The organism is Kribbella sp. NPDC059898 (assembly GCF_042730855.1).
Classification (GTDB): Bacteria; Actinomycetota; Actinomycetes; order Propionibacteriales; family Kribbellaceae; genus Kribbella.
The window spans coordinates 23,220-49,381 of sequence record NZ_JBHWKR010000012.1; the positions used below are offsets into that span (position 1 = coordinate 23,220).

Below are 26,162 nucleotides of genomic sequence, written 5' to 3' on the forward strand. Positions count from 1 at the left end.
CGGGGCATGCTGCGCTGGCTCACCGCCGGCGAGTCGCACGGACAAGCGCTCGTCGCCGTACTCGAAGGTCTTCCCGCAGGCGTTGAGGTCACCACGGACGACGTGGCCGACGCCCTGGCTCGTCGTCGGCTCGGTTACGGCCGCGGCGCCCGGATGAAGTTCGAGCGGGACGAGGTGACGTTCCTCGGCGGGTTCCGGCACGGGCTGACCCTCGGCAGCCCGGTCGCGATCCAGGTCGGCAACACCGAGTGGCCCAAGTGGGAGCAGGTGATGAGCGCCGATCCGGTGGACAGCGAGACGCTGGCCGGACTGGCGCGGAACGCCCCGCTGACCCGCCCGCGGCCCGGTCACGCCGACCTGGCCGGCATGCAGAAGTACGGGTTCGACGAGGCCCGCCCGGTGCTCGAGCGGGCCAGCGCCCGGGAGACCGCGGCCCGGGTCGCGCTCGGCGAGGTCGCCGCCCGGTTCCTCCGGCAGGCGTACGGCGTGACGATCGTCAGCCACGTCGTCGAGCTCGGCACGGTCAAGGCGCCGTACGGCGTGATCCCGGCGTACGGCGACGTCGCCCGGCTGGATGCGGACCCGGTGCGCTGCCTGGACCCGGACGCGAGCAAGCAGATGGTCGCCGAGATCGACGCCGCGCAGAAGGCCGGCGACACCCTCGGCGGCGTGGTCGAGGTGGTCGTCGACGGTCTGCCGCCGGGCCTCGGCAGCTACGTGCACTGGGACCGCCGGCTGGACTCCAAGCTGGCCGGTGCGCTGATGGGCATCCAGGCGATCAAGGGCGTCGAGCTCGGCGACGGCTTCGAGCTGGCCCGGACGCCGGGGTCGCAGGCGCACGACGAGATCGTCGCCGAGGACGGCGCGGTACGCCGTACCAGCGGCCGCTCGGGCGGTACCGAGGGCGGCATGAGCACCGGCGAGACGCTCCGGGTGCGGGCCGCGATGAAGCCGATCGCGACCGTGCCGCGGGCGCTCCGCACGATCGACACCGCGACCGGCGAGGCCGCGTCCGCGCACCACCAGCGCTCGGACGTCTGCGCCGTACCGGCGGCCGGGATCGTCGCCGAGGCGATGGTCGCGCTGGTGCTGGCGGAGGTGTCGCTGGAGAAGTTCGGCGGCGACTCGGTCGGGGAGACGGCGCGCAACCACGAGTCGTACCTGGCGAATCTGCCGAAGACCATCGCGCCGCGGGAGTGGGAGTGAGCCCCGTCGTCGTCCTGGTCGGCCCGCCCGGATCCGGGAAGTCGACGATCGCCGCGCTGCTGTCGAAGCGGCTCGGAGTTCCGCACCGCGACACCGACGCCGACATCGAGGCGACGGCCGGAAAGCCGATCTCGGACATCTTCGTCGACGAGGGCGAACCGCACTTCCGCTCGCTCGAACGGGCCGCGATCGTGGCCGCGCTCCAGGACGCGGGGGAGGTACTGTCCCTCGGCGGCGGCGCGATCCTGAACCCCGAAACCCGCGCCGACCTGGCCGGCCACACCGTGGTCTTCCTGGACGTCGGCCTGGCCGAGGCCACCAAGCGCGTCGGCCTCAGCGTCGCCCGCCCGCTCCTCCTCGGCAACGTCCGCACCCAACTCCGGAACCTGATGGAGGCCCGTCGCCCCCTGTACGCCGAGGTCGCGAAACTCACCGTCCTCACCGACAACAAAACCCCAGACGAAATCACCAACGAGATCCAGGAGCACCTCGGATGAGGATCCGGGTTGCGGCCGCCGCGCCGTACGACGTTGTGATCGGCAACAACCTGCTCGGGGAACTGCCGGGGCTGCTGGGTGAAGGTGTGCAGCGGGTCGCCGTCATCCACCCGCGGGCGCTGCGCGAGACCGGGGACGCGATCCGGGACGACCTGACCGGGTCCGGGTTCACCGCGCACGCGATCGAGATCCCGGACGCGGAAGAGGCCAAGACCGCGGAGGTGCTGGCGTACTGCTGGTCCGTCCTCGGGCAGGCCGGGTTCACGCGGTCGGACGCGATCGTCAGCGTCGGCGGCGGGACGACCACCGACCTGGCCGGGTTCGTCGCGGCGACCTGGCTGCGCGGCGTGAAGGTCGTACACATCCCGACCACCCTGCTCGGCATGGTCGACGCCGCGGTCGGCGGGAAGACAGGCATCAACACCGCCCAGGGCAAGAACCTGGTCGGCGCGTTCTGGGAGCCGGCCGGCGTACTGTGCGACCTGGCCGCGCTCGAGAGCCTGCCGAAGAACGACTACGTCAGCGGCCTCGCCGAGGTCGTGAAGTGCGGCTTCATCGCCGACCCGGTGATCCTCGACCTCGTCGAGAAGGACCCGGCCGCGGTCACCAGCCCGTCGTACGACGCGACCGCGGAGCTGATCGCCCGCTCGATCCAGGTGAAGGCCGACACCGTCGGCGCCGACCTGCGCGAGCGGACCACCACCGCGGGCGGCCCGATCGGCCGCGAGGCCCTCAACTACGGCCACACCCTCGGCCACGCGATCGAGCGCGTCGAACGGTACAAGTGGCGGCACGGCGCCGCGATCAGCATCGGCATGGTCTTCGTCGCCGAACTCGCCCGCGCCGCCGGCCGCCTCGACGACACCACCGCCGACCGCCACCGCGCCGTACTCGAGTCCCTCGGCCTCCCGATCAGCTACCGCCCCGACGCCTGGCCGCACCTCCAGGACGCGATGAAACTCGACAAGAAGACCCGCGCCGACCGCCTCCGCTTCGTCATCCTCGACGCCCTCGCCAAACCCACCATCCTCGAGGCCCCCGACCCCAGCCTCCTGCTCGCGGCGTACGGCGAGATCGGTTAGAACGCTTCCTGGGGTTGCTGTGCGGATGAAATGATTGGAGTGCTGTGGCCGGACTGAATGAGGTCACAGAGCATGATCTGCGCACGAAGTCCGAAGAGATCATGGACGCGCTCCAGCGCGGACACTCCTTCACCATGACGCGTGACGGTCACCGGATTGGCGCGCTGATCCCTTCGCCTCGGTCGCGACGCTTCGTCCCGCGCGCCGAGTTCGCAGCCATGTCCCGGACGAGCCTTGGTTACTCAGTCGAAGCTTTCCGCGAAGACCAGGACGCCACCTTCGCCCAGTTCCTGGATGATCCGCACGGTGCGTAAGTGGATCGATCCCTCCGAGCTTCCGTCGGAGATGGCCATCAGCGCCATCACGCTCGCCGAGCTCTCGGCCGGCCCTCACGAGGTCCGCGGCAATCACGAGCGGGACGACTACGACGAACACGCAGAGCGTGCCCGGCGGATGGACGTTGTGCAACGTGCCGAGAACGAGTTCGACCCGATCCCCTTCGACGCAGAGGATGCTCGTGTTTACGGCCGGGTTTGTGCCGCTGTCGTCAGCGTAGGGCGCAAGCCCCGGCGCCGTGTCGCAGACCTGATGATCGCCTCGATCGCCATCGCCGAGGACATCCCTCTCTTCACGACGAATCCGGACGATTTCAAGGGCCTCGACGATCTGCTCACCGTCGTGCCGGTGACAAGACCGAAGTCGCTCGGGTAGCCGGGCCTGAGCCTGTTGTCGCGGCGTACGGCGAGATCGGTTAGGGTGCTGGGGACGCCTCGGAAAGGGCTTTCCCGTATGAGTGAGAAGTGCAAGGTCGCGATCGTCGGCACGGGTGGGATCGCCGGTGCGCATGCCGGTGCCGTGGCCGCGCTGGCGGACCGGGCCGAGCTGGTCGCGGCCGTCGACGTCGATCTGGACCGGGCGAAGGAGTTCGCCGCGCAGTGGAACATCCCGGCGACGTACTCGACCCTCACGGAGCTGCTGGCCACCGGACAGGTCGACCTGGTTCACCTGTGTACGCCGCCCAGCACGCACGTGCCGCTCGCGACGGAGTGCCTCGCGGCGGATGTGGACGTGTACCTGGAGAAGCCGCCGACGCTGTCGCTGGACGAGTTCGACGCGCTGATCGCGGCCGAGGAGAAGTCCGCGGCGCAGATCGCCTGCGTGTTCCAGCACCGCTTCGGCTCCGGCGCGGTCCGGCTGCGTGAGCTGCTCGCGGACGGCGTACTCGGCCGACCGTTGGTTGCCCTGTGCAACACCGTTTGGTACCGCGACGACGAGTACTTCGCGGCGCCGTGGCGAGGCACGTTCGACGTCGAGGGCGGCGGGCCGACGATGGGGCACGGCATCCACCAGTACGACCTGCTGCTGTCGATCCTCGGCCCGTGGCAGAAGGTGACCGCGCTGGCGGCGCGGCAGGCCCGTCCGACCCAGACCGAGGATGTGTCGATGGCGCTGGTGACGTTCGAGAACGGAGCGGTCGCCTCGATCGTCAACTCGCTCGTCTCCGCCCGGCAGACCTCCCAACTCCGCTTCGACTGCGAGAACGCGACGCTCGAGCTGGAGCACCTGTACGGCTACCAGAACGCCGACTGGACGATCACTCCCGCCCCCGGCCACGACGAGGTCACCGCCGCCTGGTCCACCGACCTCCCCGACGTCGCCAGCGGCCACACCGCCCAGCTGACAGCGATCCTCGACGCCAAGTCCGCAGGCAACCCGCTCCCGGTCTCACTGACCGAGGCCCGCAACACCCTTGAACTGGCCGCCGCCATCTACGCCTCCGCCTTCACCGACACCCCGATCCACCGCGGCGCCCTAACCCCCGGCACCCCCTACGCCCACCGCATGGGCGGCCCCGGCGCACCCTGGTCCGCCTAGGCACGCACGGTGGTCCCTAGACAAGCACCGTGGTCCCTAGGCACGCACGGTGGTCCCTAGGCGCGCACGGTGGTCCCTAGGCACGCACGGTGGTCCCAAGGCACGCACGGTGGTCCCTAGGCACGCACCCTGGTCCCTAGACACGCACCGTGGTCCGCCGGGGCAACTGAATGCACAGCAGCGTCCGTCGGCACCGCAGATGGGTGGTGCACGGGTCTGCAGGGCGTCTGCCCGGTGGCTACAACCCGTGCCTCACCACGGGTGTCACTGGGTGTTCGTGTCAGTTCATCTCAGAAGGGCGGCGGGCCGTGTGCCGTCCCGGCTGGTGGGGGTGCTTGTTTGGCGATAGGTCCGCGAGCTGGTGGGACGGTGGTGTACCTATGGCCGGTGGGTGCGGTGAGCGTGACTGAGCCGTCGGAGTGGTTGGTGGTGGACCAGCCCCATGCTCTGGTGTCTTTGATGACGTGGTGATACTCGCAGTACGGTGCGAGTCCGGTCAGGCTGGTCGTCCCGGTGCGAGCGAACGGGGTGCCGTGGTCGCGGTCACACGCTCGCGACGCCCGGTTGCAGCCGGGCCAGACGCAGACGGGATGCCGGGCGAGCAGGGTTTCGGTGACGACCGCACCGGGGTCGTGGCGGGTGGTGGACGCCTCGAGCACAGTGCCGTTGGTGGGGTCGGTCAGCAAGCGTCTCCAAGTGCCGCCAGTGGCGATGCGGCGGGCGATCTCGGCGGGAATGGGCCCGTAGCCGGCAAGTTCGCAGGGGTCATCGTCCGCCCCGAGCAAGGTGGTGATCGGGACGGTGATCTCGATGTGGGGCCGTCTGCGGTGCTGGTCGGGCAGCCGGCGGCCGAGCCAGTCCAGGCCGTTGTGGAGCATGTGGTCGAACAGGCCGGCGACGACGTCGGCGCGCCGTTGCGGCGCGAGCCGTTCGTCCCGCGCGGAACGGGGAGGATCGGCCGGACCGGCGGGATCGGCCGGACCGGTGGGTCCGGCGGGATCGGTGGGTCCGGCGGGTCCGGTGGGTCCGGCGGGATCGGCGGGATCGGCGGGATCGGTGGGTCCGGCCGGATCGGTGGGTCCGGCCGGATCGGCGGGATCGGTGGGGCCGGCGGGATCGGTGGGTTCGGGAGGTTGTCGTCGTGGGGCTTCGATGGTGGGGTCGGTTCCAGTTCCTGCCTCAGTTCCAGCAGTGGCCGCAGCGGGTGAACCGGTGGCTCGGGTGGGCGTAGTAGAACCGCTGGTGCTGGGACGCTGAGCGGGTACGCCGCCACACAGACCTGACGCGCCGTCCGGCGCGCTGCCTGATCCGCTGTCCGGCGCGCTCGCCGCCGCACTGTTCGGGGTGGTATCTGTGGTATCTGTGGTGGCGGGGGTGTCTGCCGCAACTGTGACGTTGGCTGTGGTGGGGGCGCCGCGTTTGGCGAGGTCGGCCATCGCTTGGATGACGATCCACATCCTCTGGATCTTGTCGGCGGTGTGGACGACCCACAGGCCGGCCATGCCGTCCGGGAGCGGGACGATCTTGCAGGTGCGGTCCCGGACGGCGTCACGGTGGCGGTCGGTGTCTTCGCGGGTGGTGTGTTTGGCGACCTGGCGGCGCAGGGACTCGTTGAGGTTCCGGTGGGTCTGTCCCGCGGCTCGCTTCAGCACGTGGGCTTCCACTTCCTTGGCAGCGGCGTCAGGTAGCGCACGGGTGGCCTCGGAGATGGCCAGTGCCTTGGAGAACGAGACGGCGCCGCAGCGCAGCGCGCGGTGCGTGGCGGTCAGGGTGCCGGTCAGGTGCAGTGCGGTGTCGATGTGCCGGGCGGCGGTGGCCGTGGACAGGTGCTGAGCGGCGCCGATCTCGGCGGCCCAGGACCGTTCGGGGTCGATCGGGCGGCCCGAGGAGTCGACCTGGCCAGGGCGCGGAACCTCGGCGAGTTGGGCTTTGCGTTGCCGGACGAACGAGGCTGTCGCAGTGGTCCTGACCGAGGCGGCCCAGGCTTCCATCCGGGTCGCGGCTTTCATCAGTTCGATCAACGCGACCGGCGACTCGCACTGCGGACGCAGCCTCTCCAGTTCCGCGGCCAATTCGGCTCCCGGCGGCAGGAACACCCACGCCGGTGCCTTCAGCTCCAGCATGACCCGCTCGGCCTCGTCCTGCTCGACCCCGGCCCACTCCTCCCAATCGCGGGCGTCGACACGTGACAGTGCCGGCAGGTCGCCGTACAGAACGTCTTCCTCGTCCACATATCGCGGCACACACGAACCGTCCATGTCATGCAGACCGTCCAGGAAATCGGTGTCGTACGCGTCATCAGGCGGCAACAGGTCTGCAAGCAGATCCGCGGACAGCAGAGCTGCGGACACCAGAGCACCTTGCCCGCCCGCGGAAGGCTGCGGCGAGGCAGTCTTCCGCGGGGCGGCGCACGCGCCGATCAACTCTGTGGTCATGTGCCTATATTAGAACAAATGTTCGATCTAAGCAATTTCCGGCTGCTCGTCCGCGTTCGCCGCGAGGTCGAGCTGCGGTCAGCTGAGTTCCGGTGGTACGGGGTCGTGGTGGAGGATGTCGAGGCGGGACACTGCGCGGGTCAGTACGACGTAGAGCCGGTGGAGGCCGCGGGGTTCGGCGGCGATGATCTCGGCTGGTTCGATCGCGATCACGTGGTCGTACTCCAGGCCCTTCGCCAGCGTCGCCGGCACCGCTGCTACCCGGCCGTCGCCGTCCGCGGCTGACACCTCAATCCCGGCTGCCTTGAGCGCGTCGGTGAGGGCAGGAAGTTGGTGGTCGGCGGCGATCACGCCGATCGAGCCTTCAGGTACGAGGGCCCGTCGTACGGCGCCGACGCAGCCGGCGGCGAGGTCGTCGACCTGGGTGATCGTCAGCTCGCCGTCCGAGCGGAACGAGTGCGTCGGCGGCACGTCGACGGCAAGGGCCCCAAGTAGTCGGTTGGCCAGCTCGACCACGGTGGCCGGGACGCGGTACCCGGTGCTCAGGGCAACGATCTCGGCGGTCGGCTTGCCGAGGTGGGTGAGCTGTGAGCGCCAGTCGGCGGCGGCCCACGGGGTCGTACCTTGGGCGAGATCGCCGAGCACCGTGATCGAGTTGTGGTCGCTGCGCCGTGCGATCGCCCGGCATTGCATGGGGGAGAGGTCCTGCGCCTCGTCGACGATCACATGCCCGTACGTCGGTCCGCGTTCGAGCAGCGCACCGAGCTCGTCGAGCAGCACCGCGTCCGCCGCCGTCCACCGCGCCGTCTTCACCTTCCGTGGCCGCGGCCACGCGATCGCCTCTTGCTCCTGAGGCGTCAGCGCTGCCGCCGCGCGAGGATCGCTCAGCAGGGAAGCGAGCACCTCGTCGGCCTTGAGCAGCGGCCACACGGTCTCGACGTACGGCGTGACAGCGCGGGCCATCCGCCGCAGCCAGACGCTGTTGCAGTTCTGCCCGCGGGCCTCGGCCTGGCGTTGCAGCGCGGCGACGATCCGCGCGATCACCCGCTCCCGGCCGGTGAGGTACGTCGTCGTGTCGGCCCGCGTCTCCGCGACCATCTCCGCGAACTCGTGCTGGTTCACCCGCCACTTGTACGACTCGTCGGCCACCACGACGGCCTGCTCCGGCCGCCCGATCCGCCGGTACACGACGTCCCGCAGTACGGCGGCCATCCGGAGGTCGTGTTTGATCGCCGCCGCGGCCGGCTCGTCGGTCGCCCGGACCTCGCGGTCCAGCAGGCGCTCGATCGTGGTCTGCTCGACGTCGACCTCGCCGAGCGTCGGTAGCACCGCGGAGATGTAGTGCAGGAACGCCTGGTTCGGACCGAGGACCAGGACGCCGTTCCGTTGGAGCCGGGAGCGGTGCGCGTACAGCAGGTACGCCGCGCGGTGCAGGCCGACCGCTGTCTTGCCGGTGCCCGGTGCGCCCTGGATGCAGACCGACACGTCGAGGTCGGTCCGGACCAGCGTGTCCTGCTCGGGCTGGATGGTCGCCACGATGTCCCGCATCGGGCCGACCCGGGCGCGCTCGATCTCGCGCCGGACCAGGTCGCTCGCGCCGGGCCTCGCGCCGGGCCTCGCGCCGGACCTCGCGCCGGGCGGGGCGCCGCTCCGCAGGTGCTCGTCCTCGAAGCTGGTCAGCGTGTTCGCCGACCAGCCGAAGCGGCGCCGGGTGGCGATCCCGCGCGGCTCGACGGCGGACGCCTGGTAGAACGCGGCCGACACCGGCGCGCGCCAGTCGATCACCATCGGCGGGCGGCCGATCGCGTCCGAGATGTGCCTGCGGCCGAGGTAGTAGGTCTGCCTGGTGTGCTCGCCGGCGTCGGGTCCGTAGCAGATCACGCCGAAGAACGGCGGGTTGTCACCCTCCTCGCCCATGTCCCGGGCCAGCGTCTTCAGGTAGTACCCGAGCCGCTCGGCCGTGTACCGGTCGCCCCAGGTGTGCTCGCCGACGGCGACGTTCTCGCGGGCGCCCGCGACCATCCGACGCAGCGCCGCCCGGCAGTGGCCGGCGTACGCACGCTCCTCCTCGAGGTCTCGCATCGGGACTCCTCAAAACCTTAACTGAGTTAATCTTTTGCCTAGGTTAACATAGCGCCATGGCCGGACTTCGCGAGCGCAAGAAGCAGCAGACGCACGACGCCCTGTCGGAGGCGGCGATCGCGCTGTTCGTCAAGCACGGTTTCTACTCGGTGCCGGTGGCCGACATCGCGGCCGTCGTCGAGGTCTCGAAGCCCACGCTGTTCAAGTACTTCCCGAGCAAGGAAGACCTGGTCATGCACCGGATCGAGGACCACCGGCGGGAGGCGGCCCGGGTGGTCGAGGCGTCGGCGGAGCCGCCGGCCGCGGCGCTCCGGGCGTACTTCCTGACCGGCCTCGCCAACCGCGAGCCGACCACCGGGCTGAACGACCTTCCCCAGGTCGTTGCCTACTACAACCTCGTCTTCGGTACGCCGGCCCTCGCGACCCGGCTGCGCGAGTTCATGGACGACGACGAGCGCGCCCTCGCCGAGGCGCTGGGCGGTGACCTGGACGCCGAGCTGCTGGCCGCGCAGCTGCTCTCGACCCGTCGCATCCTCGCGTACCGGAACTGGTCGGCGATCTCGCGGGGCCAGTCCGCCGACGCCCGCTACCCGACCGCGGTCGCCGAGGCCGAGCAGGCGTTCGAGCGACTAGGGTATGCCCTAGGGTGATGGCGTGAGCAAGCGAGTGCTGGTACTGAACGGGCCGAACCTCGGGCGGCTGGGGTCGCGGGAGCCGGAGAAGTACGGGACGACGACGTTCGCCGAGCTGACCGACGTCTGCGCGAAGACCGGGGCGGAGCTGGGCTTCGAGGTCGACGTCCGGCAGACCGACGACGAGGCGGAGCTGGTCGGCTGGCTGCACGAGGCGGCCGACGACCGGACTCCCGTCGTACTGAACCCGGCCGCCTTCACGCACTACTCGTACGCGCTGCGGGACGCGATCGCGCAGCGGACCGCGCCGCTGATCGAGATCCACCTGACGAATCCGGCCACCCGCGAGGACTTCCGGCACACCAGCGTCGTCGCCGGGGTGGCGACCGGGACCATCGCGGGCTTCGGCCTGGACTCGTACCGGCTCGCACTCCGCGCACTGACCTCGCTGGATTCGTAACCAACGTGCCTCATCGGGCATCAGGCTGAGTGTGGGTATCACTCTGCGGCGCGATGGGGGACGAGGATGACGATTCCGGTCTGGGTGCGGACGCTTGACCCGTTGTCGCAGTTCGGGCTGGTGCATGCGCTGGAGCGCAGCCCGGAGCTCTCGTTGACCGACGAGCCTGGTCCGGACGTGGTCGCAGTGGTGGCCGTCGACGCCCTCGACGGCGTCGCGGTGCAGGTACTGCGGGGCGCGACGGAGCGCGGGTGCCGCCGGATCGTCGTGATCGGCAGCTCGATCGACGACGACGCGCTGATGACGGCGATGCAGCTGGGCGTGTCCGGCGTACTGCGTCGTACCGAAGCCACCGCGGACCGGATCGTGCACCTGGTGCAGGCGGCCGCCGCGGGTGACGGGGGCCTGCCGACGCACCTGTTGAGCCGCCTCCTCGGGCAAACTCCGCCCGTCAGCAGACTGCCGAACGCGGGCCTCTCCGACCGCGAGACGCAGGTACTGCGACTTGTTGCTGACGGCAAGGATACGCAGGAGATCGCCCGCGAGCTGTCCTACTCGGAGCGCACGGTCAAGAACGTCCTGCACGCCGTGACCAGCCGCCTGCAACTCCGGAACCGCTCGCACGCGGTTGCCTATGCCCTGCGCCAGGGCTTGATCTAATACCCGATCTTCATCCGACAAGCACTCGCGTCTTCTCGGTAGCGACAGGCGTACGGCGGATCTGCGCGCCGATGAGCGCTGCCAGCACGATGAGGCCGCCTAGTGCCTGCAGTGCAGTCAGGTGCTGGTTGAGAACCAGCCAGCCCAGCGTGGTCGCGACGACCGGGCTGAGCAGACCCAGGAACGTGACCTCGGTAGGAGCGAGTTCCCGGAGCCCCCGGAACCACAGGGCATACGCGACGGCCGAACCGAACAGTGCGAGGTACGCGTAGCCCGCAACGTTCCGCAGGGTGAAGTCAGGCAGCGATCCTTCGACCAGGAAGGTGATCGGCAGCAGTACGAGCCCACCGGCGACCAGCTGCCAGCCAGTAGTGGCCAGTAGGGGAGCCGGCGACGTCCAACGCTTGCTGAGTACGACGCCGAACGCCATCACAACCGCACCGCCGACGGCAGCCAGCACGCCCAGCACATCGAGCTGTGCGCTCGCCCGCAGCACCAGAAGGCCGACGCCGAAGATGCCGGCGATCGCAGTCAGCACGGTGTGGAGAGAAAGGCGTTGCCGTAGCAGTGCTGCGGACAACAGTGCGACAAGCAGCGGCTGGATGGCGCCGACCGTTGCAGCGACGCCACCAGGCAGCCGGTAGGCGCCGACGAAGAGCAGTGCGTTGAAGGCGCCGATGTTGAGCGTGCCGAGGACCAGCGAGCGCCACCACCAGCTGCCGCGCGGCAGGACGCGGGTGATCGCGACCAGCAACAGTCCGGCCGGCAATGCGCGCAACAACGCGGCCAGCAGCGGACGGTGCGGCGGGAGCAGCTCGGTGGTGACCAGGTACGTCGTACCCCAGAACATCGGCGCGATCGCCGTGAACAGCAGGATGAGGGTGCGTCGATTGCTTAGCACTAAGATAAAATATCTCAGCCCTAAGATAAACTCAAATCTCTCACCGCTAAGCTGAGTGGATGGCAGATCACGTCGACCTGGTGCTCGAGCAGTGGCGCGCGCGACGACCCGACCTGGACGCGTCGCCGATGGGGATCATCGGCCGGATGAGCCGGCTCGGTGCGCTGTTCGACGCCGAGCTCCGGCGGAACTTCGCCAAGCACGACCTCGACCGCGCGTCCTTCGACGTACTGGCGACACTGCGCCGCAGCAACCCCGAGCACAGCCTGACCCCGGCCGGACTGATGCACTCGTCGATGGTCACGTCCGGCGCGATCAGCCAGCGGCTCGACCGGCTGGAGGCCCGCGGCCTGGTCACCCGCGCGCCCAGCGAGACCGACCGTCGCGGCGTCCAGGTGACGCTGACGCCGGAAGGGCTCGAGCTGATCGACAAGGTGCTGCCGACCCACGTCGACACCGAGACGCAACTGCTCACCGGCCTGTCGAAGGCCGAGCGCGACCAGCTGGCGGGGCTGTTGCGGACGTTGCTGGAATCGCTCGGGGACAAGCGGGACTGATCATGACCGGCGCCGGCGCGGACTCGTTGCGGACGGCCCTCGTCCGGCACCTGACCGCGGCTGGCACGATCCACGACGCACGGATCGCGGAGGCGTTCCAGGCGGTACCGCGGCACCTGTTCGTCCCGCACGTCCCGTTGGAGGTCGCGTACGCCGACGACGTCGTACCGATGAAGCAGGACCGGACCGGGGTGCTGACCAGCTCGGTGTCGCAGCCGAGCATCATCGCGTTGATGCTGCGGCAGGCCGCGATCCGGCCGGGGGACCGGGTGCTGGAGATCGGGTCCGGAGGCTACAACGCCGCGCTGCTCCGGGAGCTGGCCGGTCCGGACGGTGCGGTGACCACGGTCGACATCGACGCGGACGTGACCCGGCGGGCGCGGGCGTTCCTCGATCAGGCCGGGTACGGCGATGTGGCCGTCGTCCAGGCCGACGGCGAGTTCGGGGATCCCGCGCGGGCGCCGTACGACCGGATCGTGGTGACTGTGACCGCGTGGGAGGTCGCGCCCGCGTGGGTGCGGCAGCTCCGGCCGGGCGGGCGCATCGTCGTACCGCTGCGGGTCCGCGGGCAGACGCGGTCGGTGGCGTTCGACCTGCTGGACGAGCACCTGGAGAGCAGGTCCACGACGATGTGCGGGTTCGTCAGCATGCAGGGGGCGGGGGCGCACTACGAGCGGTACGAGGACGGGCTGACGTACGACGAGGACCAGGAGGACGAGCCGCATCCGAAGGGCGACGTACTGGAGCTGCGACGGGAGCGGGAGTGGTCAGGGCTTCAGGTGCATCGTGAGGAGCCGTTGCTGGACCTGTACCTGTGGCTGGCGTGCAACTTGTCCGGGTACTGCGTGCTGGATGGCGAAGGGGTGGCGGCTGTCGCGACGGCGGACAGCCTGGCCTACTTGTCGAGGCGGCCCGGGCGGCGTAGGTCGCAGGTCGAGCTCGGTTGCAGTGCTCACGGGCCAGAGGCTCACGTGTTGATCGACCGCGTGCTTGAGCAGCTGCGCTTGTGGCAGGGGCAGCATCCGACGTTCCAGGTGCATGCCATAGGGGCCGCCTTACCGCCGGGATTCCACATCGCCCGACGGCACAGCTACATCACTGTGCAGTGGGAGGCGTAGGCCGCGGTGGGTTGCTGACGGTCTGCCAGAGCTCGTCGATGTCGGAGCGGTCCTCCGGCTCGGGCGTGTCCACCCAGCCGCTCGCCCAGACGTTCTCGTCGCGGTCGTCGAGGTTGAAGATCGACTCCGCGAACGCCGCCGAGCCGACGTACCGGCTGTCGTCCTCGTCGGGTTCGTCCGCCTTCCCCTGTGTGGCCGAGGTTTGCGGCGCGACGAGGGAGCGTGCGTACCGCTGGGCCTCGAGGAGGCCGAGCTCACGTTCCTCGCCGAGCAGCCGGACGGCACCGACCTCGTTGCCGGCGTTCATCAGCTCGCGCACTCTCGCGTCCACGTCCTGCTTGGTGGCGGGCAGGTGGTTCTGCGGCGGCCGGTGCGACGGCGGCTGGTAGGGCCCGGGGTTGTACTGCATCGGGTACTGGGCCGGCTGGAACTGGCCGGGCGCCTGGTACGGCGCGACCGGCTGCGCGGGCCGTTGACCCGGGGGAGCCCACTCGCCGGGGCGGGCCGGCTGGCGGCCGCTCTGTAGGAGCTGCTGGAGGACGGCCGCGGCCTGCTGGCTGCCCTGCGGACTCCCGGCCTGCACCGGGAGCCCGGGCTGGGCCGGGAACGTCGGCTGCCCGGCTCGCGGCGCGGGCGGCGGTCCGCCCTGGCCGGCGGCCTGGGTGAACTGCCCCTGGAACTGGATCGGCTGGTTGCCGCCTTGCTGTGCCTGCATCTTCTGCACCAGCGCCTGCACGCGGGCGGCCTGCTTGGCGTTGTTGTTGCCGCGGTTGGACTGCTGCCGTGCCTTGGTGATCAGGCTCAGCACGATCATCACCACGACGAAGATCACGAACTGCGTCATCGCCCGGCCTCCTGCCCATCACGCGGTCTGGACTGCCAGCCTAAGCCCACCCGAGGTCCGCCGAATCGGAGGAAACCGGGTGTGACCGCTACAATCCGGTGTAAGAGTGCGTCCGAGGCCCCACCGCCTGCTGCGCGGCACTCGGCACGGCACCTCGCCGCACGGGGGCAAAGGCCACGATGCTCCGCATCGAACCCTTCGCCCCCGCACGCCGATGCACCGCACCGAGCACCTGCTCGCTACGGCGCTGGGACCTCGGACGCACTCTGACCGCTGATCGAATTCGAAGGGCATACCCGCGTGGCAACGACGAACGACCTCAAGAACGGCATGGTGCTCGACCTGGACGGGCAGCTGTGGTCCGTCGTCTGGTTCCAGCATCACAAGCCGGGCAAGGGCGGCGCCATCGTCCGGACGAAGCTGAAGAACGTGCTGTCCGGCAAGGTGGTGGACAAGACCTTCAACGCCGACGTGAAGGTCGACGTGGCCACGGTCGACAAGCGTGACATGACGTACCTGTACAACGACGGGTCCGCGTACGTGTTCATGGACAAGTCGACGTACGACCAGATCCAGCTGCAGCCGGACGTGGTCGGCGACGCCGTGCACTTCCTGCTGGAGAACCAGGACGCGATCGTCGCCGTGCACGACGACCTCCCGCTGTACGTCGAGCTGCCGGCCTCGGTCGAGCTGCTCGTCGAGTACACCGAGCCCGGCCTGCAGGGCGACCGGTCCAGCGGCGGCACCAAGCCGGCCCGCCTGGAGACCGGCTACGACATCCAGGTGCCGCTCTTCCTCACCACTGGCGAGAAGGTCAAGGTGGACACCCGGACCGGGGACTATCTCGGCCGCGTCAACTCCTGACGACCGAAAGCTGACAACCGAACATGTCTGCCCGTAGCAAGGCCCGCAAGCGCGCGCTGGACGTGCTGTTCGAGTCCGAGGTCAGGGGGCTGCCGGTCGGCGGCACCCTGGCCGACCGGGTGGCGGACAACGACCCGCCGGTGAACGAGTTCACCGTGGCGCTGGTCGAGGGTGTGGCGAAGCACGCCGAGCAGATCGACGAACTGCTCGAGACGCATTCGGTGGGCTGGTCCCTGGACCGGATGCCGGCCGTCGACCGGAACATCCTCCGGATCGGTGCCTACGAGCTGCTGTACGACGACCAGGTCCCGGACGTGGTCGCGGTGAGCGAGGCGGTGGCGCTGGCGCGGGACCTGTCGACCGACGAGTCCCCGGCGTTCGTGAACGGGCTGCTGGCGAGACTGCTGCAGCTGAAGCCGACACTGGGTCTCTGAGACCCCGAGGGGGCGAGTCCCTCTTTCTTGCTGGTGCTACCTGGCCCGGTGACCGTCTCGGTACGGTCCCGGGCCGCTCTGTGCGGGTACTGCAGTGCGATGAGATGGTGCAGGTGGAGAAGGCGGGCGGCCGCGGGCCAGCTGCTACAAGCCCCGACCGTCAAGTGCCTTCACCTGGTGATCAGGCGCCGGCTGCCTCGGACGACTCCTCGACGTCACCCTTCGCCTCGGGGTTCAGGACACCCCAGGAGATGAAGCGCTCGGTCAACGTCGTCGGCGACTCGTCGTAGATCACCGCGAGCGTGCGCATGTCGTCCTGACGGATCGACAGCACCTTTCCGTTGTAGTCCCCACGCTGAGCCTGGATCGTGGCCGCGTACCGCGTCAGCGGACCGGCCTCGCTCGCGTCGAGGTGTTGCAGGGCCTCCAGGTCGAGGATCAACCGGGGCGGAGCGGCAGCCGCAGCGGCCGCGCTGGCGTTTCCAGGGAGCAGCTCACGGATCGGCACGCCGTAGAAATCGGCGAGTTCCGCGAGCTTCTGGACCGTGACGGCCCGATCGCCACGCTCGTACGAGCCGACGACGACCGCCTTCCAGCGACCCTTGGACTTCTCTTCCACACCATGCAGCGACAGTCCTTGCTGCTGGCGGATGGCGCGTAGCTTGCCACCCAGTGTCTTCGCGTATTCGCTAGGCACGCTGGTTCTTCCCTCCAACTAGTTTCGTTCGGTCCGGCCTGCCGGAACGGGCCGGGTCTTGAAACCCCCCTCGATTACACAGAGTAACAATATTCCGGAGCGTAGGCCAGCGTCAAGACGGCGTGTCACTTCGGTTACCATGTCAAGCGGTCCGAACGTCCTTTAAAGACCTGTCCAGAGAGGCAGGAAAGGAGGAACGGTAGCGATGAGCCCTGCCCAGAGCGCAGAGCACCCCGAGATCACGCAGCCGCCGAATCGCAGCAGCCGCGAGGTCCTCGACGCTTCCGACATTTCCCGGGCACTGACCCGGATCGCCCACGAGATCCTCGAGCGGAACCGCGGCGCCGACCCGGTCGTCCTGCTCGGCATCCCCACCCGCGGCGTACCGCTGGCAGAGCGCGTCTCCGCCCGGATCCAGGCGGTAGAAGGGCAGAGCGTGCCCACAGGGTCACTCGATGTGACCATGTACCGCGACGACATCGGCCTGAAACCTCCCCGCGGCCTCGAGCACACCGACATCCCGGCGGACGGGATCGACGGCAAGGTCGTGGTGCTGGTCGACGACGTGCTGTTCTCCGGCCGGACGATCCGGGCCGCGCTGGACGCGCTCGGCGACATCGGCCGCCCGCGCGCCGTACAGCTCGCCGTCCTGGTCGACCGCGGCCACCGGGAGCTGCCGATCCGCGCCGACTACGTGGGCAAGAACCTGCCGACGTCCCTTGTGGAACGCGTCACTGTGCACCTCACGGAGTTCGACGGAGAAGACGCCGTACTGATCGCCGACAAGGGGGCGAAGTGAAGCATCTGCTGAGTGCCGCGGACCTGAGCCGCGGCGAGGCGAACCTGATCCTCGACACCGCCGAGGAGATGCGGTCGCTGGCCGACCGCCCGATCAAGAAGCTGCCGGCGCTGCGCGGCCGGACCGTGGTGAACCTGTTCTTCGAGGACTCCACCCGGACCCGGATCTCGTTCGAGGCGGCCGCCAAGCGGCTGTCCGCGGACGTCATCAACTTCTCCGCCAAGGGCTCCAGCGTGAGCAAGGGCGAGAGCCTCAAGGACACCGCGCTGACGCTGCAGGCGATGGGCGCCGACGCGGTCGTCTGCCGGCACGGCTCGTCCGGGGCGCCGCACCTGCTGGCGAAGTCCGGCTGGATGACCGGCTCGGTCGTGAACGCCGGCGACGGCACCCACGAGCACCCGACGCAGGCGCTGCTGGACGCGTTCACGATGCGCCGCCACCTCGGCTCGCTGGAGGGCCGCCGGATCACGATCGTCGGCGACGTCCTGCACTCCCGGGTCGCCCGGTCGAACGTCCTGCTGCTGTCCACGCTCGGCGCCGAGGTCACCGTGGTCTCCCCGCCGACGCTGCTGCCGGTCGACATGAGCAACTGGCCGTGCGCCACGTCGTACGACTTCGACTCGGTGCTGCCGAAGAGCGACGCGGTGATGATGCTGCGGGTGCAGCGGGAGCGGATGAACGACGCGTTCTTCCCGAGCGCCCGCGAGTACAGCCGCCGGTACGGCCTGGACCGGTACCGGATGGCGCAACTGCCGGACGACGCGATCGTGCTGCACCCCGGCCCGATGAACCGTGGCATGGAGATCAGCGCCGAGGTCGCCGACTCCACCCGCTCGGTGATCGTCGAACAGGTCACGAACGGCGTGGCCATCCGGATGGCCGTCCTTTATCTGATGTTGTCGGGCAGTAACGAAGAGGAGCAGAAGGCATGACCGCATACCTGATCACCGGCGCGCGCGTACTGGGCGGTGAGGTGGCGGACCTGCTGATCGACAACGGCGAGATCGTTGCTGTCGGCACCGGACTGTCCAAGCCCGAGGGTGCCGAGACGATCGATGCCGCCGGGCTGGTCGCGCTGCCCGGACTCGTCGACCTGCACACGCACCTGCGCGAGCCGGGCCGGGAGGACGCCGAGACGGTGTTCACCGGCACCCGCGCCGCGGCGAAGGGCGGGTTCACCGCGGTGTTCGCGATGGCCAACACCGACCCGGTCGCCGACACCGCCGGTGTGGTCGAGCAGGTCTGGCGGCTCGGCCGGGACGCCGGGTACGCCGACGTGTACCCGATCGGCGCGGTCACCGTCGGCCGGAAGGGCACGCAGCTCGCGGAGCTCGGCGCGATGGCGGACTCGGCCGCGCGGGTGCGGGTGTTCTCCGACGACGGCGACTGTGTCTGGGACGCCGCGCTGATGCGCCGCGCGCTCGAGTACGTGAAGGCGTTCGACGGTGTGATCGCCCAGCACGCGCAGGAGCCGCGGCTGACCCAGGGCGCGCAGATGAACGAGGGCGCGCTGTCCGGCGTCCTCGGCCTGACCGGCTGGCCGAGTGTCGCCGAGGAGGCGATCATCGCCCGCGACATCCTGCTGAACGCGCACGTCGGCTCGAAGCTGCACGTCTGTCACCTGTCCACCAAGGGCTCGGTGGAGATCGTCCGCGCCGCCAAGCGCCGCGGGCTCGAGGTGACCGCCGAGGTGACGCCGCACCACCTGCTGCTCACCGAGGACCTGGCTGCCTCGTACAACCCGGTGTACAAGGTGAACCCGCCGCTGCGCACCAAGGAGGACGTCGAGGCGGTCCGCGAGGGCCTGGCCGACGGCACCATCGACATCGTCGCCACCGACCACGCGCCGCACCCGGTCGAGGACAAGGACTGCGAGTGGAGCGCGGCCGCGTTCGGTATGACGGGACTCGAGACGGCGCTCAGCGTCGTACAGCACGCGATGGTCGACACCGAGCTGCTTACCTGGGCCGAGGTCGCGGACCGGATGAGCTACCGGCCGGCCGCGATCGGGCAGATCGCGGACCACGGCCGGCCGCTCGAGGTCGGTGCGCCCGCGAACGTGGTGCTGTACGACCCGCGCGTCGAGCGGACCGTCGTACCCGGGGAATCGGTGTCGCTGTCGCGGAACACGCCGTTCGAGGGGATGACGCTGCCGGGCAAGGTGGTCGCGACGTTCCTGCGGGGTGTGCCGACCGTCCTGGACGGTGAGCTCACCCGATGAAGGCCGCACTGGGCATTCTCGGCACGCTGCTGGTGCTGGCGGCGGGGTACTTCGGGATGTACCGGGGCTGGCGGAACCGCCAGGCCCGGCAGGCCGGTCTGGCACCGTTGCCCTCGGCACCTGACAGCGACACGCGCGGCGTCGAGGGCGTGTACGTGGCCACGACGAGCGCCGGCGACTGGATGGACCGGATCGCCGTGCACGAACTCGGGGTCCGCAGCATCGCGGACCTGGCCGTCAGCGCGGACGGCCTGATCTTCCACCGGCAGGGCGCGGCGGACGTGTTCATCCCGGTCGGCCACCTCACCGGCGTCCGGACCGACCGCGGGATCGCCGGCAAGGTGACCGCGGAGAAGTCCGGCCTGGTGGTGGTCACCTGGACCCACGACGGCCGCTCGCTGGACACGGGGTTCCGGCCCCGCCGCAAGGCCGACACCGCCGCCCTGACCGAATCCATCTCGACTCTGATCGGAGCACAATGAGTCAGCTCGCCCAGAAGCCGGCGCTGCTGGTCCTCGAGGACGGCCGGTCCTTCGCCGGCACGTCCTACGGGGCGACCGGGGAAACGTTCGGCGAGGCGGTGTTCACCACCGGGATGACCGGGTACCAGGAGACACTGACCGACCCGTCGTACCACCGGCAGATCGTCACCCAGACGGCGCCGCACATCGGCAACACCGGCATCAACGACGAGGACGACGAGTCGCAGAAGATCTGGGTCGCCGGGTACGTCGTCCGCGACCCCGCCCGGGTGCCGTCGAACTGGCGCGCCACCCGGTCCCTCGACGACCAGCTGAAGGCGCAGGACATCGTCGGGATCTCCGGGATCGACACCCGCGCGCTGACCCGGCACCTGCGCGAACGCGGCGCGATGCGGGCCGGCATCTCCACCGAGATCCTGGACGCCGGCGAACTGCTGAAGAAGGTCCTCGAGCAGCCGCCGATGGTCGGAGCCGACCTCGCGTCCGAGGTGACGACGTTCGAGCCGTACGTCGTGCCCGCCGATGGTGAGCGCCGGTTCACCGTGGTCGCGCTCGACCTCGGGATCAAGGCGATGACGCCGAAGCGGATGGCCGAACGCGGCATCGAGGTGCACGTGCTCCCGGCGACCGCGACGCTCGAGGAGGTGCTGGCGGTGAACCCGGACGGCATCTTCATGAGCAACGGACCGGGCGACCCGGAGACCACCGAGCACCCGACGACGCTGCTCAAGGAGCTGCTGGAGCGCGGCAAGCCGTACTTCGGGATCTGCTTCGGCAACCAGGTGTTCGGGCGGGCGCTCGGGCTGGGCACGTTCAAGCTGAAGTACGGGCACCGCGGTATCAACCAGCCGGTGCTGGACCGCGCGACCGGGAAGGTCGAGATCACCGCGCAGAACCACGGGTTCGCCGTCGACGCGCCGTTGGACGGCACGGTCGAGACACCGTACGGAACCGCTGAGGTGTCGCACATCTCGCTCAACGACAACGTGGTCGAGGGGCTCAAGCTGACCGGTCACGACGGCCGGGTGCTTGCGTTCTCGGTCCAGTACCACCCTGAAGCGGCAGCAGGTCCGCACGATTCGGCGTACCTGTTCGACCGCTTCGTCGAGCTGATGGAGGGGCGGGCCTGATGCCACGTCGTACAGACATCGATTCGGTGCTCGTCATCGGGTCCGGGCCGATCGTGATCGGCCAGGCCTGCGAGTTCGACTACTCCGGGACCCAGGCGTGCCGGGTACTGCGCGAAGAGGGTTTCCGCGTGGTGCTCGTGAACTCCAACCCGGCCACGATCATGACCGACCCGGAGTTCGCGGACGCGACGTACGTCGAGCCGATCACGCCGGAGTTCGTCGAGAAGGTGATCGAGAAGGAGCGCCCGAACGCGCTGCTCGCCACCCTCGGCGGGCAGACCGCGCTGAACGCGGCGATCGCGCTGCACGACAACGGCGTCCTGGAGAAGTACGGCGTCGAGCTGATCGGTGCGTCGGTGGACGCGATCCAGCGCGGCGAGAACCGGGAGTCGTTCAAGCACATCGTCGAGAAGCTCGGCGCCTCCGTGGCGCGCTCGGTGATCTGTCACACGCTGGACGACGTGATGGGCGCCGCCGAGCAGCTCGGGTACCCGCTGGTCGTCCGGCCGTCGTTCACGATGGGCGGCGTCGGCAGCGGGATGGCGTACGACGAGGCCGACCTGCGCCGGATCGCCGGCGCCGGGCTGCACGCGTCGCCGACCACCGAGGTGCTGATCGAGGAGTCGATCCTCGGCTGGAAGGAGTACGAGCTGGAGGTGATGCGCGACAAGGCCGACAACGTCGTGATCATCTGCTCGATCGAGAACGTCGACCCGATGGGCGTGCACACCGGCGACTCGGTCACGGTGGCGCCCGCGATGACGCTGACCGACCGCGAGTACCAGGTTATGCGGGACCTGGCCATCGGCATCATCCGCGAGGTCGGCGTCGACACCGGCGGCTGCAACATCCAGTTCGCGGTGAACCCGGCCGACGGCCGGCTGATCGTGATCGAGATGAACCCGCGGGTGTCGCGGTCCTCGGCGCTGGCGTCGAAGGCGACCGGGTTCCCGATCGCGAAGATCGCCGCGAAGGTTGCCATCGGCTACACCCTGGACGAGATCCCGAACGACATCACCAAGCAGACCCCGGCCAGCTTCGAGCCGACGCTGGACTACGTGGTGGTGAAGGTGCCGCGGTTCGCGTTCGAGAAGTTCCCGGCCGCGGACGCGACGCTGACCACGCACATGAAGAGCGTCGGCGAGGCGATGGCGATCGGCCGCAACTACACCGAGGCGCTGCAGAAGGCCCTGCGTTCGCTGGAGAAGCCGGAGGCCCGGTTCTCCTGGGCCGGCCAGCCGGCCGAACTCAGCCCGTTGCTGGAGGCAATCAAGACGCCGCACGACGGCCGGCTGCGGACGATCATGGACGCGATCCGGGCCGGGGCGACCCCGGAGCAGATCTTCGACACCACGAAGATCGACCCGTGGTTCGTGGACCAGCTGTACCTGATCCACGAGACCGCGCTGCAGGTCGCGGCCGCGCCGCGGCTGACGCCCGAGGTGATCAAGCTCGCGAAGCGGCACGGGTTCTCGGACCTGCAGCTGGCCGAGATCCGCGGGCTGACCGAGGACGTCGTCCGCGGGGTCCGCCAGGCGCTCGGGATCCGGCCGGTGTACAAGACGGTCGACACGTGTGCGGCCGAGTTCAAGGCGGAGACGCCGTACCACTACTCGTCGTACGACGAGGAGACAGAAGTGGCACCGCGCGAGACCCCCGCCGTACTGATCCTCGGCTCCGGGCCGAACCGGATCGGGCAGGGGATCGAGTTCGACTACTCGTGTGTGCACGCATCGATGGCGCTGCGCGACGCCGGGTACTGCACGATCATGGTGAACTGCAACCCGGAGACGGTGTCGACCGACTACGACACGTCCGACCGGTTGTACTTCGAGCCGCTCACCTGCGAGGACGTGCTCGAGATCGTGTACGCCGAGATGCAGGCCGGACCGGTCGCGGGCGTAATCGTCCAGCTCGGCGGGCAGACGCCGCTCGGACTGGCGCAGCGGCTCGCGGACGCCGGCGTACCGATCGTCGGGACGTCGCCCCAGGCGATCCATCTCGCGGAAGAGCGCGGTGCTTTCGGGAAGGTGCTGGCGGACGCGAACCTGCCGGCGCCGAAGCACGGTACGGCGATGTCGGCCGAGGCGGCGCACGAGGTCGCGGAGGAGATCGGGTTCCCGGTGCTCGTCCGGCCGTCGTACGTGCTCGGCGGTCGCGGGATGGAGATCGTGTACAGCTCCGCCGAGCTCAGCGCGGCGCTGGACCGGCTGAGCGCCGGCTCCGGGTCGTGGGAGCACCCGGTGCTGGTCGACCGGTTCCTGGACGACGCGGTGGAGATCGACGTCGACGGGCTGTACGACGGGAACGAGCTGTTCCTCGGCGGCGTGATGGAGCACATCGAGGAGGCCGGCGTGCACTCGGGCGACTCGTCGTGCGCGCTGCCGCCGATCACGCTCGGGAACGCCGACATCGAGAACATCCGGCGGTCCACGGAGGCGATCGCGCGGGGGGTCGGCGTACGGGGGCTGCTGAACGTGCAGTACGCGCTGGCCGGTGACGTGCTGTACGTGCTGGAGGCGAACCCGCGGGCGTCGCGGACGGTACCGTTCGTGTCGAAGGCGACCGCTACGCCGCTCGCGAAGGCGGCTGCCCGGGTGATGCTGGGCGCGTCGATCGCTTCGTTGCGCTCGGAGGGTTTGTTGCCGGCGGTTGGTGACGGGGGCACGCTGCCGGCGTCGACGCCGATCGCGGTGAAGGAGGCCGTGATGCCGTTCAACCGGTTCCGGACGATCGACGGGGCGTCGGTGGACACGGTGCTGGGGCCGGAGATGAAGTCCACCGGCGAGGTGATGGGCATCGACGACACGTTCGGTACGGCGTTCGCGAAGTCGCAGGCGGGGGCGTCGCAGCCGCTGCCGACGGCCGGGAAGGTGTTCGTCTCGGTCGCGAACCGGGACAAGCGGCACATGATCTTCCCGGTCAAGCGGCTGGCGGATCTCGGCTTCCAGATCTACGCGACCGAGGGCACGGCCGATGTACTGCGGCGCAACGGGGTCGAGGCGGTCACGGTGCGGAAGAGCAGCCAGGGTCCGGGGCCGAACGGGGAGCCGACGATCGTCCAGATGGTGCAGGACGGCGAGCTCAACCTGATCGTCAACACCCCGATCGGCATCACCCAGGGCGGTTCGCCACGGCTGGACGGGTACGAGATCCGCAGCGCGGCGGTCGCCCGCAACATCCCCTGCATCACCACGGTCCAGGGCCTGGCCGCCGCCGTCCAAGGGATCGAAGCCCAACGCGCCGGCGACATCGCCGTCCGCTCCCTCCAAGACTGGATCCCGAGGATCCACGGTGTCTGACCGTTCGTTGTACGAGCGGGTGGTACGGCCTGTCCTTTACCGGTTGGGGCGTGGAGATGCGGAGGTCGCGCACGAGCAGACGCTCGCCGGCCTCCGCCTCCTCGGCCGCGTCCCCGGTGCCCCGCGCGCCGGCGCTCGCCTGCTCGGCTCGACCGCACCCCGCACGGTGTTCGGGGTGCGGTTCCCGTCGCCGGTGGGGCTTGCCGCTGGGATGGACAAGAACGGGGTGGCGTTGCGGGCGTGGCCGGCGCTCGGGTTCGGGTTCGTGGAGGTGGGGACGGTGACCGCGCATCCACAGCCGGGGAACGAGAAGCCGCGGTTGTTCCGGCTGGTCGAGCAGGAAGCGATCATCAACCGGATGGGGTTCAACAACCTCGGCAGCGCCGCCCTGGCCGACCGGCTGGCGGCGTACGGCGAGCTCGGCTACCCGCTCGGCATCTCGATCGGCAAGTCCAAGGTCACCCCGCTGGACCAGGCGGTCGAGGACTACGTGACGTCCCTCCGTCGCCTCTACCGGTACGGCGACTACTTCGCGGTGAACGTCAGCTCCCCGAACACCCCCGGCCTCCGCGAACTCCAGGACGCCGGCCACCTCAGGGAACTCCTCACCGCTCTCCACGCCGAAGCACAAGCCCTGACCGTCGCGGGCCTGGCCCCGAAGCCGATCCTGGTGAAGATCGCCCCCGACCTGACCGCCACGGCGATCGACGAACTCCTCCAGGTCTGCACCTCCACCGGCGTCGCCGGCATCATCGCCACCAACACCACGATCGGCCGCCCCGGCGTCGAATCCCACCCGCTGGCCAAGCAGACCGGAGGCCTCTCGGGCAGACCCTTGGCGGAGATCTCCGCAAAGGTGATCGCTCACATCCACCACGAGACCGGGGGAGCACTACCTGTCATCGGTGTGGGAGGGATCGTCGACCCGGCAGATGCGCTGAGGTTGTTCGATGCCGGCGCCAGCCTCGTTCAAATCTACACAGGACTGATTTACCGCGGCCCAGGACTGATCCGCCAGATCAACAGGAGCTTGCCATGAGCAACAACAAACCCTTCGGCGCGCGCCTGCGCGCGGCGATGGACACCCGCGGCCCGCTATGTGTCGGCGTCGACCCGCACGCCCACCTGCTGGACGCCTGGGGCCTCCCGGACACCGCCGAGGGCCTGGCGTCGTTCACGTACGGCGTCGTCGACGCGCTCGCCGACCGGGTCGCGGTGTTCAAGCCGCAGTCCGCGTTCTTCGAGCGGTTCGGTTCGGCCGGGGTCGCCGTACTCGAGCAGGCCACGATCCGGCTCCGTGACGCCGGCGCGCTGGTGATCATCGACGCGAAGCGCGGCGACATCGGTACGACGATGGCCGGCTACGCGTCGGCGTACCTGTCCGAGAAAGGCCCGCTGGCGTGTGACGCGCTGACGGTCAGCCCGTACCTCGGGTTCGGCTCGCTGCAGCCCGCGATCGACGAGGCGCGGGAGGCGGGCGCCGGCCTGTTCGTGCTCGCGCTCACGTCGAACCCGGAAGGCCCGCAGTTCCAGTCCGCCCGGACGGCGGACGGCTCTACCGTCGCAGGCGCCGTACTGGACGGCCTGCGGGAGCTGAACGCGGACGCGGACGGCCTCGGCTCGTTCGGCGCGGTCGTTGGCGCGACCATCAGTTCGACCGAGGAGAACCTGGACATCGGCGGCCCGCTGCTCGCCCCCGGTCTCGGCGCCCAGGGCGGCACCGCCGAGGGCCTGACGAAGGTCTTCGGTACGGCGGTCCGCAACGTCGTCCCGTCCAGCTCCCGCGAGATCCTCGGCGCCGGCCCGGACGCCAAGGCCCTGCAGGACGCGGCCGAGCGCGCCAACGACGCGTACCGGGCGGTCCTCGGCTACTGAGTACCCTCG

At 69.6% G+C, this 26,162-nt stretch carries 26 protein-coding genes; 21 read left to right on the forward strand and 5 right to left on the reverse strand.

Annotated features, from left to right (window positions below; all coding sequences use genetic code 11):
* Positions 1-6: 6 nt before the first annotated feature.
* The 6 genes from aroC (at position 7) to ACFV9C_RS31335 (ending at position 4,660) form a co-directional block, all read left to right on the forward strand.
* A complete protein-coding gene (aroC, locus tag ACFV9C_RS31310; RefSeq protein WP_380199149.1) occupies positions 7-1,206 on the forward strand; it encodes a chorismate synthase in 1,200 nt (399 codons plus the stop codon).
* Positions 1,203-1,703, forward strand: coding sequence for a shikimate kinase (locus ACFV9C_RS31315; RefSeq protein ID WP_380199150.1), 501 nt, complete (start codon positions 1,203-1,205; stop codon positions 1,701-1,703). The genes aroC and ACFV9C_RS31315 overlap by 4 nt, the downstream gene beginning before the upstream one ends.
* Positions 1,700-2,785, forward strand: coding sequence for a 3-dehydroquinate synthase (gene aroB / locus ACFV9C_RS31320; RefSeq protein ID WP_380199151.1), 1,086 nt, complete (start codon positions 1,700-1,702; stop codon positions 2,783-2,785). The genes ACFV9C_RS31315 and aroB overlap by 4 nt, the downstream gene beginning before the upstream one ends.
* Positions 2,786-2,829: 44 nt before the next feature.
* On the forward strand, positions 2,830-3,099 hold the full coding sequence (locus tag ACFV9C_RS31325) for a prevent-host-death protein (RefSeq protein WP_380199152.1): 270 nt from the start codon (positions 2,830-2,832) through the stop codon (positions 3,097-3,099).
* Positions 3,080-3,496, forward strand: a complete 417-nt coding sequence (locus ACFV9C_RS31330) for a type II toxin-antitoxin system VapC family toxin (protein WP_380199153.1) — start codon at positions 3,080-3,082, stop codon at positions 3,494-3,496. Before ACFV9C_RS31325 ends, ACFV9C_RS31330 begins: the two co-directional genes overlap by 20 nt.
* Before the next feature lie 78 nt (positions 3,497-3,574).
* Positions 3,575-4,660: a Gfo/Idh/MocA family protein gene (locus ACFV9C_RS31335; RefSeq protein ID WP_380199154.1), complete on the forward strand. Its 1,086-nt coding sequence runs from the start codon at positions 3,575-3,577 to the stop codon at positions 4,658-4,660.
* 290 nt (positions 4,661-4,950) lie between these two features.
* On the opposite strand, the gene ACFV9C_RS31340 is transcribed toward ACFV9C_RS31335, so the two are convergent.
* On the reverse strand, positions 4,951-7,095 hold the full coding sequence (locus tag ACFV9C_RS31340) for a DUF222 domain-containing protein (RefSeq protein WP_380199155.1): 2,145 nt from the start codon (positions 7,093-7,095) through the stop codon (positions 4,951-4,953).
* Between the two features lie 78 nt (positions 7,096-7,173).
* Positions 7,174-9,177: a HelD family protein gene (locus ACFV9C_RS31345; RefSeq protein ID WP_380199156.1), complete on the reverse strand. Its 2,004-nt coding sequence runs from the start codon at positions 9,175-9,177 to the stop codon at positions 7,174-7,176.
* A 56-nt stretch (positions 9,178-9,233) separates the two neighbouring features.
* On the opposite strand from ACFV9C_RS31345, the gene ACFV9C_RS31350 reads away from it, so the two are divergent.
* The 3 genes from ACFV9C_RS31350 (at position 9,234) to ACFV9C_RS31360 (ending at position 10,929) form a co-directional block, all read left to right on the forward strand.
* Positions 9,234-9,827: a TetR/AcrR family transcriptional regulator gene (locus ACFV9C_RS31350; protein WP_380199157.1), complete on the forward strand. Its 594-nt coding sequence runs from the start codon at positions 9,234-9,236 to the stop codon at positions 9,825-9,827.
* A gap of 4 nt (positions 9,828-9,831) precedes the next feature.
* Positions 9,832-10,269 (forward strand): type II 3-dehydroquinate dehydratase, encoded by a 438-nt coding sequence (aroQ, locus tag ACFV9C_RS31355; protein ID WP_380199158.1) that lies wholly within the window; start codon positions 9,832-9,834, stop codon positions 10,267-10,269.
* A 66-nt stretch (positions 10,270-10,335) separates the two neighbouring features.
* Positions 10,336-10,929 carry a response regulator transcription factor gene (locus tag ACFV9C_RS31360; protein ID WP_380199159.1) on the forward strand — a complete coding sequence of 198 codons (594 nt, stop codon included), beginning with the start codon at positions 10,336-10,338 and terminating at the stop codon, positions 10,927-10,929.
* Positions 10,930-10,939: 10 nt separating this feature from the next.
* Here ACFV9C_RS31360 and ACFV9C_RS31365 read toward each other — a convergent pair whose 3' ends face one another.
* On the reverse strand, positions 10,940-11,830 hold the full coding sequence (locus ACFV9C_RS31365; RefSeq protein ID WP_380199160.1) for an EamA family transporter: 891 nt from the start codon (positions 11,828-11,830) through the stop codon (positions 10,940-10,942).
* 59 nt (positions 11,831-11,889) lie between these two features.
* Between ACFV9C_RS31365 and ACFV9C_RS31370 the strand changes: the two genes are divergently transcribed.
* Together ACFV9C_RS31370 and fxlM are read left to right on the forward strand one after the other, a co-directional pair.
* Complete coding sequence (locus ACFV9C_RS31370) at positions 11,890-12,387, forward strand: MarR family winged helix-turn-helix transcriptional regulator (RefSeq protein WP_380199161.1); 498 nt, start codon at positions 11,890-11,892, stop codon at positions 12,385-12,387.
* Positions 12,388-12,389: 2 nt separating this feature from the next.
* Positions 12,390-13,505 (forward strand): methyltransferase, FxLD system, encoded by a 1,116-nt coding sequence (gene fxlM, locus ACFV9C_RS31375; protein ID WP_380199162.1) that lies wholly within the window; start codon positions 12,390-12,392, stop codon positions 13,503-13,505.
* Here the strand turns inward: fxlM and ACFV9C_RS31380 are convergent.
* Positions 13,483-14,349, reverse strand: a complete 867-nt coding sequence (locus ACFV9C_RS31380) for a hypothetical protein (RefSeq protein ID WP_380199163.1) — start codon at positions 14,347-14,349, stop codon at positions 13,483-13,485. The two genes, fxlM and ACFV9C_RS31380, sit on opposite strands and share 23 nt — an antisense overlap.
* Before the next feature lie 300 nt (positions 14,350-14,649).
* On the opposite strand from ACFV9C_RS31380, the gene efp reads away from it, so the two are divergent.
* Complete coding sequence (gene efp, locus ACFV9C_RS31385) at positions 14,650-15,213, forward strand: elongation factor P (RefSeq protein ID WP_380199164.1); 564 nt, start codon at positions 14,650-14,652, stop codon at positions 15,211-15,213.
* Between the two features lie 23 nt (positions 15,214-15,236).
* The gene (nusB, locus tag ACFV9C_RS31390) at positions 15,237-15,647 is read left to right on the forward strand and encodes a transcription antitermination factor NusB (RefSeq protein ID WP_380199165.1); all 411 of its coding nucleotides are present in this window, start codon (positions 15,237-15,239) and stop codon (positions 15,645-15,647) included.
* A 181-nt stretch (positions 15,648-15,828) separates the two neighbouring features.
* Here nusB and ACFV9C_RS31395 read toward each other — a convergent pair whose 3' ends face one another.
* Positions 15,829-16,344, reverse strand: a complete 516-nt coding sequence (locus ACFV9C_RS31395; RefSeq protein WP_141851350.1) for a transcriptional regulator — start codon at positions 16,342-16,344, stop codon at positions 15,829-15,831.
* Positions 16,345-16,549: 205 nt separating this feature from the next.
* Here ACFV9C_RS31395 and pyrR point away from each other — a divergent pair, with 205 nt between their 5' ends.
* From pyrR to pyrF, 8 genes are read left to right on the forward strand one after another with little or no spacing between them, the layout of a single operon-like run.
* Entirely contained in the window at positions 16,550-17,143 is a 594-nt protein-coding gene (pyrR, locus tag ACFV9C_RS31400) for a bifunctional pyr operon transcriptional regulator/uracil phosphoribosyltransferase PyrR (RefSeq protein WP_380199166.1), read from the forward strand.
* Complete coding sequence (locus tag ACFV9C_RS31405; protein WP_380199167.1) at positions 17,140-18,075, forward strand: aspartate carbamoyltransferase catalytic subunit; 936 nt, start codon at positions 17,140-17,142, stop codon at positions 18,073-18,075. Before pyrR ends, ACFV9C_RS31405 begins: the two co-directional genes overlap by 4 nt.
* Positions 18,072-19,364 (forward strand): dihydroorotase, encoded by a 1,293-nt coding sequence (locus ACFV9C_RS31410; RefSeq protein ID WP_380199168.1) that lies wholly within the window; start codon positions 18,072-18,074, stop codon positions 19,362-19,364. Before ACFV9C_RS31405 ends, ACFV9C_RS31410 begins: the two co-directional genes overlap by 4 nt.
* Entirely contained in the window at positions 19,361-19,846 is a 486-nt protein-coding gene (locus ACFV9C_RS31415; RefSeq protein WP_380199169.1) for a hypothetical protein, read from the forward strand. Before ACFV9C_RS31410 ends, ACFV9C_RS31415 begins: the two co-directional genes overlap by 4 nt.
* Positions 19,843-20,976, forward strand: coding sequence for a glutamine-hydrolyzing carbamoyl-phosphate synthase small subunit (carA, locus tag ACFV9C_RS31420; RefSeq protein ID WP_380199170.1), 1,134 nt, complete (start codon positions 19,843-19,845; stop codon positions 20,974-20,976). Before ACFV9C_RS31415 ends, carA begins: the two co-directional genes overlap by 4 nt.
* A complete protein-coding gene (gene carB, locus ACFV9C_RS31425) occupies positions 20,976-24,278 on the forward strand; it encodes a carbamoyl-phosphate synthase large subunit (RefSeq protein ID WP_380199171.1) in 3,303 nt (1,100 codons plus the stop codon). The genes carA and carB overlap by 1 nt, the downstream gene beginning before the upstream one ends.
* Entirely contained in the window at positions 24,271-25,317 is a 1,047-nt protein-coding gene (locus ACFV9C_RS31430; RefSeq protein WP_380199172.1) for a quinone-dependent dihydroorotate dehydrogenase, read from the forward strand. Before carB ends, ACFV9C_RS31430 begins: the two co-directional genes overlap by 8 nt.
* The gene (pyrF, locus tag ACFV9C_RS31435) at positions 25,314-26,153 is read left to right on the forward strand and encodes an orotidine-5'-phosphate decarboxylase (RefSeq protein WP_380199173.1); all 840 of its coding nucleotides are present in this window, start codon (positions 25,314-25,316) and stop codon (positions 26,151-26,153) included. The genes ACFV9C_RS31430 and pyrF overlap by 4 nt, the downstream gene beginning before the upstream one ends.
* The last annotated feature ends 9 nt before the right edge of the window (positions 26,154-26,162 follow it).

Bases quoted from the DNA above. Each gene is read 5' to 3' on its own strand.
- aroC (WP_380199149.1), top strand. From the start codon at position 7: ATGCTGCGCTGGCTCACCGCCGGCGAGTCGCACGGACAAGCGCTCGTC.
- aroB (WP_380199151.1), top strand. From the start codon at position 1,700: ATGAGGATCCGGGTTGCGGCCGCCGCGCCGTACGACGTTGTGATCGGC.
- ACFV9C_RS31330 (WP_380199153.1), top strand. From the start codon at position 3,080: ATGATCCGCACGGTGCGTAAGTGGATCGATCCCTCCGAGCTTCCGTCG.
- ACFV9C_RS31335 (WP_380199154.1), top strand. From the start codon at position 3,575: ATGAGTGAGAAGTGCAAGGTCGCGATCGTCGGCACGGGTGGGATCGCC.
- ACFV9C_RS31340 (WP_380199155.1), bottom strand. From the start codon at position 7,095: ATGACCACAGAGTTGATCGGCGCGTGCGCCGCCCCGCGGAAGACTGCC.
- ACFV9C_RS31345 (WP_380199156.1), bottom strand. From the start codon at position 9,177: ATGCGAGACCTCGAGGAGGAGCGTGCGTACGCCGGCCACTGCCGGGCG.
- ACFV9C_RS31350 (WP_380199157.1), top strand. From the start codon at position 9,234: ATGGCCGGACTTCGCGAGCGCAAGAAGCAGCAGACGCACGACGCCCTG.
- ACFV9C_RS31360 (WP_380199159.1), top strand. From the start codon at position 10,336: ATGACGATTCCGGTCTGGGTGCGGACGCTTGACCCGTTGTCGCAGTTC.
- ACFV9C_RS31370 (WP_380199161.1), top strand. From the start codon at position 11,890: ATGGCAGATCACGTCGACCTGGTGCTCGAGCAGTGGCGCGCGCGACGA.
- fxlM (WP_380199162.1), top strand. From the start codon at position 12,390: ATGACCGGCGCCGGCGCGGACTCGTTGCGGACGGCCCTCGTCCGGCAC.
- ACFV9C_RS31380 (WP_380199163.1), bottom strand. From the start codon at position 14,349: ATGACGCAGTTCGTGATCTTCGTCGTGGTGATGATCGTGCTGAGCCTG.
- nusB (WP_380199165.1), top strand. From the start codon at position 15,237: ATGTCTGCCCGTAGCAAGGCCCGCAAGCGCGCGCTGGACGTGCTGTTC.
- pyrR (WP_380199166.1), top strand. From the start codon at position 16,550: ATGAGCCCTGCCCAGAGCGCAGAGCACCCCGAGATCACGCAGCCGCCG.
- ACFV9C_RS31410 (WP_380199168.1), top strand. From the start codon at position 18,072: ATGACCGCATACCTGATCACCGGCGCGCGCGTACTGGGCGGTGAGGTG.
- ACFV9C_RS31415 (WP_380199169.1), top strand. From the start codon at position 19,361: ATGAAGGCCGCACTGGGCATTCTCGGCACGCTGCTGGTGCTGGCGGCG.
- carA (WP_380199170.1), top strand. From the start codon at position 19,843: ATGAGTCAGCTCGCCCAGAAGCCGGCGCTGCTGGTCCTCGAGGACGGC.
- carB (WP_380199171.1), top strand. From the start codon at position 20,976: ATGCCACGTCGTACAGACATCGATTCGGTGCTCGTCATCGGGTCCGGG.
- pyrF (WP_380199173.1), top strand. From the start codon at position 25,314: ATGAGCAACAACAAACCCTTCGGCGCGCGCCTGCGCGCGGCGATGGAC.